12 protein-coding genes are annotated in these 12,817 nt (G+C 64.1%); 4 read left to right on the forward strand and 8 right to left on the reverse strand.

Annotated features, from left to right (window positions below; translation table 11 throughout):
• Window positions 1-76: 76 nt before the first annotated feature.
• On the reverse strand, window positions 77-397 hold the full coding sequence (locus tag HZZ16_RS29180; RefSeq protein ID WP_197953314.1) for a hypothetical protein: 321 nt from the start codon (window positions 395-397) through the stop codon (window positions 77-79).
• A 135-nt stretch (window positions 398-532) separates the two neighbouring features.
• On the opposite strand from HZZ16_RS29180, the gene HZZ16_RS29185 reads away from it, so the two are divergent.
• On the forward strand, window positions 533-1,441 hold the full coding sequence (locus HZZ16_RS29185; RefSeq protein ID WP_197953316.1) for a PaaI family thioesterase: 909 nt from the start codon (window positions 533-535) through the stop codon (window positions 1,439-1,441).
• A 68-nt stretch (window positions 1,442-1,509) separates the two neighbouring features.
• Window positions 1,510-1,875 (forward strand): hypothetical protein, encoded by a 366-nt coding sequence (locus HZZ16_RS29190; protein ID WP_197953318.1) that lies wholly within the window; start codon window positions 1,510-1,512, stop codon window positions 1,873-1,875.
• Here HZZ16_RS29190 and HZZ16_RS29195 read toward each other — a convergent pair.
• From HZZ16_RS29195 to HZZ16_RS29220, 6 genes are all read right to left on the reverse strand, one after another.
• The gene (locus HZZ16_RS29195) at window positions 1,872-3,032 is read right to left on the reverse strand and encodes an SCO family protein (RefSeq protein ID WP_197953320.1); all 1,161 of its coding nucleotides are present in this window, start codon (window positions 3,030-3,032) and stop codon (window positions 1,872-1,874) included. The genes HZZ16_RS29190 and HZZ16_RS29195 overlap by 4 nt on opposite strands.
• A gap of 1 nt (window position 3,033) precedes the next feature.
• Window positions 3,034-3,897, reverse strand: coding sequence for a hypothetical protein (locus tag HZZ16_RS29200; protein WP_197953323.1), 864 nt, complete (start codon window positions 3,895-3,897; stop codon window positions 3,034-3,036).
• A 23-nt stretch (window positions 3,898-3,920) separates the two neighbouring features.
• Window positions 3,921-5,150, reverse strand: coding sequence for a tyrosinase family protein (locus HZZ16_RS29205; protein WP_197953325.1), 1,230 nt, complete (start codon window positions 5,148-5,150; stop codon window positions 3,921-3,923).
• Between the two features lie 191 nt (window positions 5,151-5,341).
• Complete coding sequence (gene poxB / locus HZZ16_RS29210) at window positions 5,342-7,078, reverse strand: ubiquinone-dependent pyruvate dehydrogenase (protein ID WP_197953327.1); 1,737 nt, start codon at window positions 7,076-7,078, stop codon at window positions 5,342-5,344.
• A gap of 110 nt (window positions 7,079-7,188) precedes the next feature.
• Window positions 7,189-7,821, reverse strand: a complete 633-nt coding sequence (locus tag HZZ16_RS29215) for a 2-dehydro-3-deoxy-6-phosphogalactonate aldolase (RefSeq protein WP_197953328.1) — start codon at window positions 7,819-7,821, stop codon at window positions 7,189-7,191.
• Between the two features lie 14 nt (window positions 7,822-7,835).
• On the reverse strand, window positions 7,836-8,750 hold the full coding sequence (locus HZZ16_RS29220) for a 2-dehydro-3-deoxygalactonokinase (protein ID WP_197953329.1): 915 nt from the start codon (window positions 8,748-8,750) through the stop codon (window positions 7,836-7,838).
• 217 nt (window positions 8,751-8,967) lie between these two features.
• Here HZZ16_RS29220 and HZZ16_RS29225 point away from each other — a divergent pair, with 217 nt between their 5' ends.
• The gene (locus HZZ16_RS29225; RefSeq protein WP_197953424.1) at window positions 8,968-10,065 is read left to right on the forward strand and encodes an LLM class flavin-dependent oxidoreductase; all 1,098 of its coding nucleotides are present in this window, start codon (window positions 8,968-8,970) and stop codon (window positions 10,063-10,065) included.
• A gap of 58 nt (window positions 10,066-10,123) precedes the next feature.
• Window positions 10,124-10,693 carry a flavin reductase family protein gene (locus HZZ16_RS29230; protein ID WP_197953330.1) on the forward strand — a complete coding sequence of 190 codons (570 nt, stop codon included), beginning with the start codon at window positions 10,124-10,126 and terminating at the stop codon, window positions 10,691-10,693.
• Window positions 10,694-10,951: 258 nt separating this feature from the next.
• Here HZZ16_RS29230 and HZZ16_RS29235 read toward each other — a convergent pair whose 3' ends face one another.
• Window positions 10,952-12,817, reverse strand: coding sequence for a sigma-54-dependent Fis family transcriptional regulator (locus HZZ16_RS29235; RefSeq protein WP_197953331.1), 1,866 nt, complete (start codon window positions 12,815-12,817; stop codon window positions 10,952-10,954).

Here is a 12,817-nt window from a genome sequence, read left to right on the forward strand (position 1 = left end):
ACGGAGGGTGCAACCGGCAGGTCGTATCAACCTGTGCGAAAGGTGGCGCAAAGAAAGTTTGCTGTCAATTGCGATCTCAGTTCTTCACCGCCGGAATGTCCTCCGTCGGCGGCTGCTGCTGGCCCTGCTTGTACATCGCGAGCGCCTTGTCGAGGGCTTCGCGCAGTGCCAGCGCTGCGGCGACACTGCAACGCAGATGCGCGGTCTGGACCACGTCGACCCTGACGGCGGCGCCGACCGGCATCAACAGGTTTGCGGCTAGCTCGATCTGGATCGCGCCATTGTGGTGGCCGAAGCAGGATGCGCCGTCGAAATAGATGATCGGCGCCCGCTCGGCGCTGGAGGTGGAAATGGTGACGGGCCCCTGATTGGTGGTGGGCGTTTCGGGGTCGGCCATGGGCGCTCCTTGCAGTTCATCGACGAACGGAGTGCCCACCATCGGCGCTCCGGCGCGCCCTGTCGAGACCAAACCGCCCGTGCGGGGCTCATTCGGGGTTTTGCGCAAGGCCGGACACTGGTCTAGAAGATCCCCATGAGCACCAGACCGACCACGCTTGCCTTCGAGGAACTCGCCGAGGCGATCAAGGGCCGCCGCTCCGATTATGGCCATATCAGCGGACTCCAGCTCGACCGCTTTGCGCCCGGCGAGGCGTGGTCGAGCCTGCCCTATCGTCCGGTCTTCGTCGGCGACACCGAGACCGGCGTGCTGCACGGCGGCGTCGTCACAGCGATGCTGGACGAGAGCTGCGGCATGGCGGTGCAGCTTGCGCTCGACGGCACGCGCGCGATCGCGACCCTCGACTTGCGCATCGACTATCAGAAGCCGGCAACGCCCGGCCTCGACATCAAGGCGCATTCGGTCTGCTACCGCACCACGCGCTCGATCGCCTTCGTGCGCTCCACCGCCTATCAGGAGTCCGAGGCCGATCCGGTCGCGACCGCGACCGCCTGCTTCATGATCGGCGCCAACCGCACCAACATGCTCGCCGACCGTCGGATGGATGCGCGCAGCATCCCGACCCTGGAGGCGCCGGAGGATCAGGATGGGCCCTTTGCGCGCAGCCCGTTCGCGCGCGCGCTCGGCATCCGCGTCAACGACGACGGTACGCTGACGATGCCGTTCTCGCCGCAAATCATCGGCAATCCGATCCTGCCCGCGATCCACGGCGGCATGACGGGCGCGTTCCTCGAGACCACCGCCATCATCGGCGTTGCGCGGGAGCTCGGCGCTGCCGCACCGCCCAAGCCGATCGGCCTGACCGTCAACTACCTGCGCTCTGGACGCGCGCTCGACACGTTTGCCGACGTCTCGATCGTGAAGCAGGGCCGACGTATCGTCGCCTTCGAGGCGCGGGCCTGGCAGGACGATGCTACGAGGCCGATCGCCACCGCTTTCGGTCACTTCATGCTGCGCCCGACGCCAGGAAGTGACGAGGAGTAAGCGCATTTTCACTCGACGGCCGCAGTCCCGGCCCCAACGATAACGCGCCTTTCGCCAGAGGAATTGGATTGCGGCATCCGCTCGACATTGTTGCCATGTTCGCCGCACTCTGGCTGCTGGCATCGATGGTGCTCGACGCGTTGACTCCGAAGGAGCTGACCGCGATCATGATCGGCATCGCGATCGGCCCGGCCATCGTCATCACCGCCGTGTTCTATTACCTGCGCTGCCCGCGAGCCGATTTTGCGGTGATGTTCGCAGCGCTGTGGCTGATCTCCGATATCGCCATCGCCTTCATCTCGCCGAAGCAGCTGCCGCATTTCCTGATCGCGCTCGGCTTCGTGCCGGCGCTGCTGATCGGCATCGTGCTGCACTGGCAGCGCTTCCAGCGCCGGGACGAGCAGCTGCCCGCGCCTTCGCCGAAGCGCGGCTAGCGCGGCTCGAAGCCGTTTAAGGTCTCGACTGCGCGAGCCACGATTTGCTCCTCATCCCAGTGAAGACGTTCGAAGGACACCGCGACCCGTCCTGTGGCATCAAGAATGAAGAGTTCGATGCGGTGACGGTTCACGAGCGCTTCGCCAAAATTGACACCAAGCCCGAAATACGAGCGCAACGCGTCATTCCCCTCGACGGCCCGTAGCATCCGATGATCTTCGTCCGTGCGCACGGCACGGTCTCGGCCATACACCCGCAACCGCTCGGCCCGATCGAACTCCGGATCATACGTGATCGCAGCCGTACGGATCCGTCCTGCGAATCCCCGCGCGCCAAGCAATGCCTGGACGCGCGCCAACTTCGTGACGGTGAGCGAGCACTTCATCGGATTATCGCAACGGGTGTAGAAAAAGACCACGATTGCAGGCTTGCCACGGAAGAACTCAAGGAACTTCACCGATTTCCCGTCTTGATCTTGCATCAGAACGGAATTGATCGAGCTGGGCTCCTGGCTTTCCATCGCCGCCCTGATCGAGACGCTTCCGGCCGCTGGCAAGCCACCGCAGCATGAAGGAATGGCGCGGTCGGGCTCTCGGATGGCCTTCAGGGCTCGGTCGAGATCGAGCCGCAACTTCCGTGACAGACCGTGCTCCGCGCGCCAGCGCTCGAGCTGGGGTTGAACAGCTTGCGCGTTCGGGCCGAGCCAGGCTAGGGCGGCCAGCAATTCCGATACCGCGCTGGTCCCGGTGGATGAGGTCGCATACTCGCCGTATCTCTCGAACGAAACCGGCTCGTCATGGAATCGAATCCGGTCGAGCGCCCGCGCGACAAAAGGCGCAAAGGCTTCGTTCGGTTTCGAATAAGAACGCAATGCGCGCGCGGCGGCAGCGATCAGGTAGGCATCAAGCCCTGTATCCAGCTCTTCGAGCACGAAGATCAGTGCTTGATCTGAGAGTCCGATCCGCGCCAGAGCAAGCAGAATCCAACCTCGCATTTGAACGATGGTCGCTGTCCCTCGCCCGGCGTAGACAGGATGCTCTTCGCGCAGGAGATCCATGAGCTCCGCGCCACCGACCGGATCGGCAGAGAGCATGCCGACCAGATCCGCAAATCGGTCCTCCGACATCACGCTTGTTGCGTCGCCGGAAATGGGCATTCTACTGATCGTATTTGCTGAGGAAACGACGTGCGGACTGCTTGTATTTTGCAGGCGTCTTGGACGAGTTGAAGCGAGTGACGCTCAGCATCAAGGCCTTATCCTTGGCGAACTTGGCGTCATCGCCAAATTGCTCCAGCGCGGTCAAGCTCGTGGCCTTGATATCCGAATAGTCCGATTTATCCTTCAGGATCTTGAGTGCCTGCTGTTGCAGCTTTTGGGGGTTCAGCGAGTGCAATGCAGAGGCTGCGAGCTGCCGATTTTCACGTAACTCGTTCTTGTCGCGGAGCACCTTCTCGAACATTGGCGCCGACTTGACATCCGCCGCCAGCAGACGCAATGCCTCACGCTTCGCGTCCTGGTTCGGCGGCTTCTTCACGATCGCGCGCGCCACCGAATACGCTCCTGCATGAGCGTCGTTGCCGAGAAGCTGAAGCGCTTTCTCCGGCGGGAGCAGCGCCTTAGCGGGATTCTTCAGGCCGTCCAGGAGCTTCTTTTGCGCAAATCCATCCTTGTTGCGCATGAGAATGCCGAGCGAACGTCGCCGCAGTTGCTCATGAGAATCGGTCGAGACCTCGCGTAAGGCCGCAATGTAGTCCGCACTGACGGATTCGAAATTGGGGACACTAAAGGCCGCCGCACCGAGCGATTGCAGCGCGGCCATCCGTACGTCGATGAGCTTGCCGGTATCGCACAAGACCTTCAATAGACGCTGAACATCGTCAGTGCTCTCTGCAACCTGGACAGGGGCCGAGGCGGAGGTGCTTCGCCTTCTCGTCGAGACCTTCTTCTTTGCTGCCTTCTTTTTTGCTGCCTTTTTCTTTGCGACCTTTTTCTTTGCGACCTTCCGCTTCGCTGCCATCATCTCATCTCCCCGCGCAAGGCGCGCTAGATCTGGACATCATCATAGCCGAATCCCATGTTGGCTGCGGCATTGATGGCGCCGGGATAGTCGATGCAGTCCTTGACGCGCGGCTGCAGCCCCGGCGCCGCGACGCAGGGGGATGTGGCCAACGTCCCGCCCGGCGCGTTCGACGGACGAGTAGGGTCCGCGGGGCTGGTGATGCCATTCCACGGCCACATAGTATCATTCAGTTTGTGGCCCGGACGACTGGTTGGTCTCTCGTCGAACGACGTCGCGGTCGCTGGATCGAAGCGCCCGTTCTGGCGTTGCCACTTTGCCCACAGCCGATCGACGTTGCAGTGAAGGAGGAAAAACAGCGGGTCCTTCGCCGCGGTCGTGGGATCTTGAATGGAACCGCCAAAGCTGGTGTGTGCAAGGCCGTGCGGATTTCCTTCCATGCCCCTAAACGTGCGAAACTGACTACCCAGCGCCAGCGTTTGCGCTTCTTTCATTGGATTTGGCGGAGCCTGCGACGTGGGGAAGTCCGGAGTGCGGTTGATTCCGGGAGTGCCATCCGTCACCCAGAATTCCAACGGATTACCATTGCGGAATTTCACGGTGCCATTTGCGTCGGACTCGCCCAGGAAATCGCGTGTGAAAACGTTCGGAGCGGGCTGGTCGAAGCGCCAATAAGGTAGCGCCACACTCGGGTCGATCGCCTGAAGCTCGCGCTCGAGGTCGAGCAGATAGGCGCGATGCCATGGCAGGAAACCGGGCGCGGCATGCGCCTGCGAATAGCCGGACGCTTTGTGCATGTTATTGAAATCCGCGAAGCGACCGAGGCCCTGATTATTGAGCTTGGCAAACGCCGCAATGAACCGATCGCGCTCGCCGTTCGTCAGCTTGTTGGCATTCTTGCGGATGCGCACCATCAATTGCGAAGATCCGACGAGCGTGTTTCCCACGCGTGCCTCGATCTTCACGTCTCCGGACTTCGTGCTCGGCTGGCCAAATCTTCCGGCAACGAAGAACGGGACCGTCGTGCCGTTCGTCGGAACGGTCAGGGTAAGGCTGCTCGCTAAGGCTCCAGTGGTACCGCTGCGAAATCCGACTGCACCGCCATTTGCCGCCGACACAGCGGCGATCTTGACGCTGACGGTTGACGCGCTGGCGCCAGACGGGTCAGTCACGCGAATCCGGCACGGAGACGGTACCCATGTCACGAACCGCGCCTCTGGAGCTGTGCTGTTGTTGATCTGCAGTTCGACGTTCATTAGTGCGCCCTCCCCGCAATTGGGCGGCCCGAACAACATTCTCTACGAGCAATGATCTACAATACAATCACATCGTGCAGATGGCAAGATGATCGAGCCCGACCGAATGCCTCCGGCCGGTGGCCAGCTACTGGCTCTGTTGGCTTCGCGTCGCGTTCGCAGAGAAGCCGGGATGCGCCTACGCTACGCGCCTACCGCGGCAAGAGATTCGTCTTCGCGAGGTCCAGCACCTCGTCGCCGCGCCCGTTCATCACCGCGCGTAGAACCCAGAGGCTGAAGCCCTTGATTTGCTCGGCCGTGATGGTCGGCGGCATCGACAGCTCCTGCTTGGCGGTGACGACGTCGAGCAGCGCCGGCCCATTGTGCGCCAGCATCTCCTTCATCGCGCCCGGAAGCTCGCCGGGATCCTCGACGCGCTTGGCAAAGATGCCCATTGCGCGCGCCATCGCGGCGAAGTCCGGGTTTTCCAGGTCGACATTGGTGTCGACGAAGCCCGCCGCCTTCATCTCCAGCGCGACGAAGCCGAGCACGCCGTTGTTGAAGACGACCACCTTCACCGGCAGCTTCTTTTGCGTCAGCGTGATCAGGTCTCCCATCAGCATGGTGAAGCCGCCGTCGCCGGAGAACGAGATGACCTGGCGCCCGGGCTGTGCAGCCTGCGCGCCGATCGCCTGCGGCATGGCATTGGCCATCGAGCCGTGCACGAAGGAGCCGATCAGGCGGCGGCGGCCGTTCATGCCGAGATAGCGCGCCGCCCACACCGTCGGGGTGCCGACATCGGCGGTGAAGACGGCATCGTCCGAAGCATGGTCGCTGATGACCTTGGCGAGATATTGCGGATGGATCGGCTTGGCTCCCGGCGTACCCCTGGCAAGCGAATCGAGGCCCTCGCGGGCTCTTTTGTAGTGCGCGACGGCGTCGTCGAGATGCTTGCGCTGCGTCTTGGCCGTGAGCAGCGGCAGCAGCGCCTCGATGGTAAGCTTGACGTCGCCGACAAGACCGAGATCGATCCTGCACCGCCGTCCCAGATTTTCCGGGCGGATGTCGATCTGTGCGATCTTTGCATCGGTCGGGAAGAACTGCTTGTAGGGGAAATCGGTGCCGAGCATCACCAGCGCGTCGCAGGCGTGCATCGCAGCGTAGCCCGAGGAGAAGCCGATGAAGCCGGTCATGCCGACGTCATTGGGGTTGTCGTATTCGACATGCTCCTTGCCGCCGAGCGCGTGCACGATCGGGCTCTTCAAGATCTCAGCGAGTTGCATCAAAGGCGCATGCGCGCCGGCGCAGCCGCGACCGCAGAACAGCGTGATGCGCTCAGCGCCGTTGAGAAGATCGGCGAGCGCCTTCAGCTCGTCCGGCTGCGGCACGACCTTCGGTGGGGCCAGCGCAAGGCCGCGCGTCGTCGACAGCGCGCGCTTCGGAGGACTACGGAAGGCGACATCGCCGGGCATGGCGACGACGGCGACGCCGCGCAAGCCCACCGCCGCGCGAATGGCGTTCTCCAGCACGAAAGGCAGTTGGCTCGGGTCCGACACCAGCTCGCAATAATGGCTGCATTCGCGGAACAGGTTTTGCGGATGCGTCTCCTGGAAATAACCGCCGCCGATCTCGGCGGTCGGGATCTGCGCCGCGATCGCCAGCACGGGAACGCGGCTGCGATGTGCATCGAACAGGCCGTTGATCAGATGCAGATTGCCCGGGCCGCAGGAGCCCGCGCAAACCGCGAGGCTGCCGGTCATCTCGGCTTCGCCGGCCGCTGCGAACGCCGCGACCTCTTCGTGCCGGACATGGATCCAATCGATCGTGCCGCGGCGGCGCAGCGCCTGGGTGAGTGCGTTCAGGCTGTCGCCGACGATGCCGTAGATGCGCTTGACGCCGGCCTGTTCGAGCGTTGCAACGAACAGATCGGCTACGTTGTTGATCGCCATGTCGGTCTCCTGATTCAGCCAGTCGCATAACACGATGCGCGCATGTCAGCATCGCGCCACCATATGGCAGAATAAGCCCTGTCAGGATCACGGCTAGTTCATTTGTCGGTTCAATCTTTCTGAATAGCCCGATCATAAGCGGCAATTGTCACCTCTGCGCGAACTGCGACATCCGCTGCCGTCATGCCCGGCTTGTAGAGGCTGGAGCCGAGCCCGAATGCGGTCACCCCGCCCTTGATGTACTCGGCAAAATTGTGGTCGGAGACGCCGCCGACGGCGGCGATCATCACGCCTGCCGGCAACACGGCGCGGATCGCGGCGATGCCGGCAGCGCCGAGCACGCTCGCCGGAAAGAATTTCAAGCTCGACGCGCCCGAGCGCGCCGCCAGCAGCGCCTCGGTTGGCGAGAACACGCCGGGCATGGTCACCATGCGATGCTGATGCGCGCGCGCCAGTACCTCGGTGTCGACGTTCGGCGAGACCATCAGCCTGCCGCCGACGTCGTTGAGACGATCGACATCTGCCGTTGTCAACACCGTGCCGGCGCCGATCAACACGCCTGATGGCGCCTGCTTCACCGCGATCGCGATGGAGCGGAATGGATCAGGGGAGTTCAAGGGTATCTCGATCGCGGTCATGCCGGCCTGGATCAACACGCCAACAATGGCTTCGGTCTCCTCGGGCTTGATGCCGCGCAGGATCGCGACCAGCGGCCGCTGCATCGGCGGAAAGGGAACGCTCATCTCTCGCAGTCCTTCTACTTCGTCCAGATCGCGGCAGCCGCCATCGACAGGCCGCGGCGGACGGCTTCATCCGCATCGACCGGCTTTGCGGTCACCGACAACGCCTCGAAAGCCAGCCGATACCGCACCGCAAGCTGCCCCGAGGCAATCAGCTGGACGCCCGCTTGCGGCACGGTGCCGGAGAGACCCGCCGCCAACTCGACGCCGATCAACGTGCCCGACAGGGTCTCGCGCGCCGCTGCCGGCGTGCCGCCGAACAAAAGCTGGCGCGACCGCGCGGTGAACAGCAGGTTGGCGGCGGAGGCCGGGGCGTCGAATGCCGCCTTTACGGCCGCCTTGAAGCTCGCAATATCCTCGGCGTCATCAGCGCCGGCGACTGCGAGCGACAGGATCGTCTCGCGCGAGACTGCGCTGAACAGCTCGCCGGTCATGAAGGTGGAAAATCGTTCGACCGTGCCGTCCTTCACGCGAACCCATTTCGAATGGGTGCCGGGCATGCAAACCAGCGCCTCGCCGGCGGCATCGAGGCCGAGCGCGCCGAGCAATTGCGTCTCCTCGCCGCGCATGACATCCGGCGCCTTGGCATCGCGCTGGGCGATGCCCGGCAGGATGCGGATGTCGCGCGCCTCACCCGGCACGCGGACGGCCTGTTTCAGGACGGCGGAGAGCCGTGCCGGCGTGTCGACATAGCCGGCTTCGACCCAGCCTGTCTTGGCGCCGGCCATGCCGCAGACCAGAACCGGCAAATGATCCGGCGCTTCCACCGCGGCCAGATGCGCTTGCAGCACGGCGGGAAAGCCGCTCCTAGCCGCCGCCAGCATGCCCTCGCCGCTGCGGCGCTCGGCCAGCACCTGGCCGGCGCGATCGATCAGCCAGAGCCGAAAGCTGCTGGTGCCCCAGTCCACCGCGACATAAGCGGGTTCGGTCATGTCAGGTCTCGTCCTCGTCTCATGGCCAAGACGCCGTCTCGCGACACATGAGACGATGTCCAGCAACCTTCCGTCGAAATACCGGCTATTGCGCGGGCAAACCAGTCCTTTCTCTTCATTTTGATGCTCCGCCGCGCTGGCACACCGCTTGCTGACGCTTCATCACTCAACTCCGTCAACGCGCGACAAGACGCGTCAACATCAGATGAGGAAACCCATGGAGATCGGCTATTTCACGATGCCCTCGCATCCGCCGGAGTGCGGCCTGAAGGAAGGGAACGACTGGGACCTGCAGGTCATGCGCTGGCTCGACGAGCTCGGCTACCAGGAGGCCTGGGTCGGCGAGCACCACACGGCGCCCTGGGAACCCAATCCCACGCCGGACCTGCTGATCGCGCAGGCCTTGATGCAGACCAAGCGCTTGCGCATCGGGCCGGGCGGCTTCCTGCTGCCCTATCATCACCCGGCCGAGCTCGCCAACCGCGTCGCCATGCTCGATCATCTCTCCGAGGGCCGGCTCAATTTCGGCGTGGCGGCGAGCGGGCTGCCGAGCGACTGGGCGATGTTCAACGTCGACGGCATGAGCGGACAGAACCGCGACATGACGCGCGAGGCGCTGGAGATCATCCTCAAGCTGTGGACCGAGCCGGCGCCCTTCACCCACAAGGGCAAGTTTTGGACGGTGACCAAGCCGGACACGATGTTCGACTTCCTCAAGCCTCATATCAAGCCGCTGCAGACCCCGCATCCGCCGATCGGCGTTGCCGGCTTGTCCAAGAACTCGGACACGCTCAAGCTTGCCGGCGAGCGCGGCTTCATCCCGATGAGCCTCAACCTCAACCCGGCCTATGTCTCGAGCCATTGGGACTCCGTCGAGATCGGGGCGGCCAAGACCGGCCGCAAGCCGAACCGGCAGGACTGGCGTCTCGTGCGCGAGGTGTTCGTCGCCGACACCGACGAAGAAGCCTGGAAGCTCTCGACCGGCGACATGATGGGCCGGATGATGAGCGAGTACTTCCTGCCGCTGCTCGGCCATTTCGGCTTCAAGGATTATCTGAAGCACGCCCCTGACGTGCCCGACAGCGACGTCACGGTCGAATATTGCGCCAAGCGGAACTGGATCGTCGGTTCGCCCGCAACGGTCGCCGAGAAGATCGAGAAGATCTACGACGAGGTCGGCGGCTTCGGCGTGCTGCTCGTGTTCGGCTTCGACTACAAGCACAAGGCCGAGGCCTGGCACCACTCACTCTCGCTGCTCAAGAACGAGGTGATGCCGCGCCTTGCGCATCTCGGCTCCGCGAAGAAGGCGGCTTGACCCGCCAGCGGGTGCGGAGCGATCGTGCCGCACCCGCACTCATTTCGGAGAATTCCGCGTGACGGTGGATGCCAGTTCTTTCGACGCCAAGGATTTCAAGCAGGCGATGCGTCAATGCGCTGGCGCGGTCGCGTTGGTGACGGTGGGCGCCGAGCATGGCAAGCGCACGGGATTGACGGTGACGTCGGCCTGCTCGCTCTCAGACAGCCCGCCCTCGCTGATCGTCTGCGTCAACCGCAATGCCAGCGCCCACGCGCGCATCCGCGAGGAAGGCGCATTCGCGATCAACTTTCTGCACGAGGATCACGCGCTGCTCGCCCTCACCTTCAGCGGCCAGAAGGGCGTCAACGGCGACGACCGCTTCGCCTTCGGGCAATGGACGCGTGGCGTGACCGGCGCACCGGTGCTGGCGGATGCGGTGGCCGCGTTCGACTGCGTGCTGGCGCAGGAGTTCGAAACGACAACGCATTCGATCTTCGTCGGCGAGGTCCGCGGCGCGTCGCATTCCGCTGCGGCCACGCCACTGGTTTACTTGCGCAGCAATTTCCACACGCCGCGAGAACTCCGCGAGACGGTCGCGATCGGTGATCTCGACGCACGGCATCTGAGCTGGACGGATTTTTCCTAAAGAGTCGCCACGAGCTCGCTGCACCTTCTCCCCTTGTGGGAGAAAGTGGCGTAGGCGGCCCTTGGCCGCCGTTCTTAAAAACGCCGAAGCAAAGCTTCGGCTATGGCGCCGGATGAGGGGTATCTCTCCGCAAACTCCTATGAGCGATGTGTTCGCGGAAAGAGACCCCTCACCCGTCTCGCCGCTATCGCGGCGAGCCACCCTCTCCCACAAGGGGAGAGGGGAAGAAAGAGCGCCGCTTGGCGAACTGATACCCGCCTACTGCGTCGACTCGATCTTCAATTGCTTGATCTTCCGATAGAGCGTCGCGCGGCTGAGCTTCAGTGCGCGTGCGGCTTCCGTCACGCGGCCACCGTGCTTGTGCAGGGCCTCGACAATGGTCGCACGCTCGGCTGCTTCGAGATCAGGCTCCGCCCGTCCACCAAACGGCGGCAGGTCGAGATCGGCATCGGTGATGGTGCCGTCTTCCGCCGTGCAGCCGGCAAGCCGCAACACGTGGCGGAGCTGGCGCATGTTGCCGGGGAACGAATAGGCCGCGAGCTGCGACCATGCCTCCTCCGAGAGCCGGCAGTTCGGCGCCTCCTCGCGCGCAATCTGGCGGATGATGTCGCCGCGGTCGGCACGCTCGCGCAAGGCGGGCAGGCGCACCTCGATGCCGCGCAGGCGAAAATAGAGGTCGGCGCGGAAAGCCCCCGCTTCCGCCATGCGGCCGAGATCGCGATGCGTGGCGCTGATCAGGCGGATGTCCACGGCGACAGGCTTGAGCGCACCGAGCGGCCAGACCTCGCGATTTTCCAGAACGCGCAACAGGCGCGTCTGCAAGCCGATCGGCATGTCGCCGATCTCGTCGAGGAACAGCGTGCCGCCATCGGCCTGCACGATGAGGCCTTTCGAGCCCTCGCGCCGCGCGCCGGTGAAGGCGCCGGTCTCGTAGCCGAACAGCTCGGCATCGATCAGGCTCTCGGGCATCGCCGCGCAATTGAGCGCGACATAATTGTTGCGCGCGCGGTTGCTCGCACCGTGAATAGCCCGCGCGAACACGTCCTTGCCGACGCCGGTCTCGCCATGCAAGAGCACCGGCAGATTGTGGTCGCCAATGCTTCGCAGCCGCTTGACGCTTCGGATCAGGCCGGGGTCGCGGCCGGCGAGCCGATGCAAGGCCTCGAAGCGATCGACCTGCACATCGCGGCGCGGCGCATGCGATCTCGCACGCAGGGGCGGAGCAACATGCCCCTGCCCCAACGGACGGCCATCGCCATGGCGCAGCGCGACAACCTCGCCGGTGCCACGCGCAGCGTGATGATCGAACTCGATATAGCGCGACAGGTCAATGCCGGAGGCGATCATGTCGTCGGTGAGGCCGAGCAGCGCACGCGCCGAGCGGCAGGCGCCGACGATGCGGCGGTCTTCGTCATAGGCGACGAGACCGCGGCCGCCGTCACCGGGCACGGTCGCGACCCAGGCGTTGCGGAAATGCCCGCGGAAGATCGCACCCTCCATCCGCCGCGTCGCCTCCATGGTCACCGCGAGCGCAAGCTGATGCGCGGCGCGCTCCAGGTCCTCGCGGCAGGAGGTGATGTTGACGGCACCGGCGAGCCGCCCGGCCTGGTCGAACAGCGGCGCCACGGCGCAGGAGAACATGTGCCATTGCGCGCGAAAATGCTCGTCGCGATGCACCAGGATGGGCTTCTGCTCGGCCAGCGCGGTGCCGAGCCCATTGGTGCCCTCGCAAGCTTCGGCGAAGTTCGAGCCGGTGTAGATCTTCCAGTCCAGAAACATCCTGGCGTCGGCCTCACCCGGCAGACGGCTGACCAGCATGGTGGCGTTGGCATCGGCGAGATTGACGCAGTAGCCGGCCTCGCGCAGCACACGGGCGAGATCGTCGAGCTCGGGCGTGACGAGCCGGATCGTCTCCTCCATCGGCTCGGCGACATGACGGATCTCGGCTTCGGTGAGTGTCTGCGGCGGGCCCTGGCGCGCGGGATCGAGCTTGTGATTGACGAGGCAGCGCCGCCAGGAATTGGCAATCCGCGAGGAGGCATCGACGTCGGCCAAGCGGTCGGTAAGCTGATTGGCGACGGACAAGACACGGGCGACATGGTTCGAGGCCGAAAGGCTGGCCAT

The organism is Bradyrhizobium glycinis, from assembly GCF_016031655.1.
GTDB lineage: Bacteria > Pseudomonadota > Alphaproteobacteria > Rhizobiales > Xanthobacteraceae > Bradyrhizobium > Bradyrhizobium glycinis.

What these genes read in the sequence shown, in the direction of transcription:
- HZZ16_RS29180 (WP_197953314.1), bottom strand. Translation starts at nt 397, where the DNA reads ATGGCCGACCCCGAAACGCCCACCACCAATCAGGGGCCCGTCACCATT.
- HZZ16_RS29185 (WP_197953316.1), top strand. Translation starts at nt 533, where the DNA reads ATGAGCACCAGACCGACCACGCTTGCCTTCGAGGAACTCGCCGAGGCG.
- HZZ16_RS29195 (WP_197953320.1), bottom strand. Translation starts at nt 3,032, where the DNA reads ATGCCCATTTCCGGCGACGCAACAAGCGTGATGTCGGAGGACCGATTT.
- HZZ16_RS29200 (WP_197953323.1), bottom strand. Translation starts at nt 3,897, where the DNA reads ATGATGGCAGCGAAGCGGAAGGTCGCAAAGAAAAAGGTCGCAAAGAAA.
- HZZ16_RS29205 (WP_197953325.1), bottom strand. Translation starts at nt 5,150, where the DNA reads ATGAACGTCGAACTGCAGATCAACAACAGCACAGCTCCAGAGGCGCGG.
- poxB (WP_197953327.1), bottom strand. Translation starts at nt 7,078, where the DNA reads ATGGCGATCAACAACGTAGCCGATCTGTTCGTTGCAACGCTCGAACAG.
- HZZ16_RS29215 (WP_197953328.1), bottom strand. Translation starts at nt 7,821, where the DNA reads ATGAGCGTTCCCTTTCCGCCGATGCAGCGGCCGCTGGTCGCGATCCTG.
- HZZ16_RS29220 (WP_197953329.1), bottom strand. Translation starts at nt 8,750, where the DNA reads ATGACCGAACCCGCTTATGTCGCGGTGGACTGGGGCACCAGCAGCTTT.
- HZZ16_RS29225 (WP_197953424.1), top strand. Translation starts at nt 8,968, where the DNA reads ATGGAGATCGGCTATTTCACGATGCCCTCGCATCCGCCGGAGTGCGGC.
- HZZ16_RS29235 (WP_197953331.1), bottom strand. Translation starts at nt 12,817, where the DNA reads ATGGCCAGCCTTTCGGCCTCGAACCATGTCGCCCGTGTCTTGTCCGTC.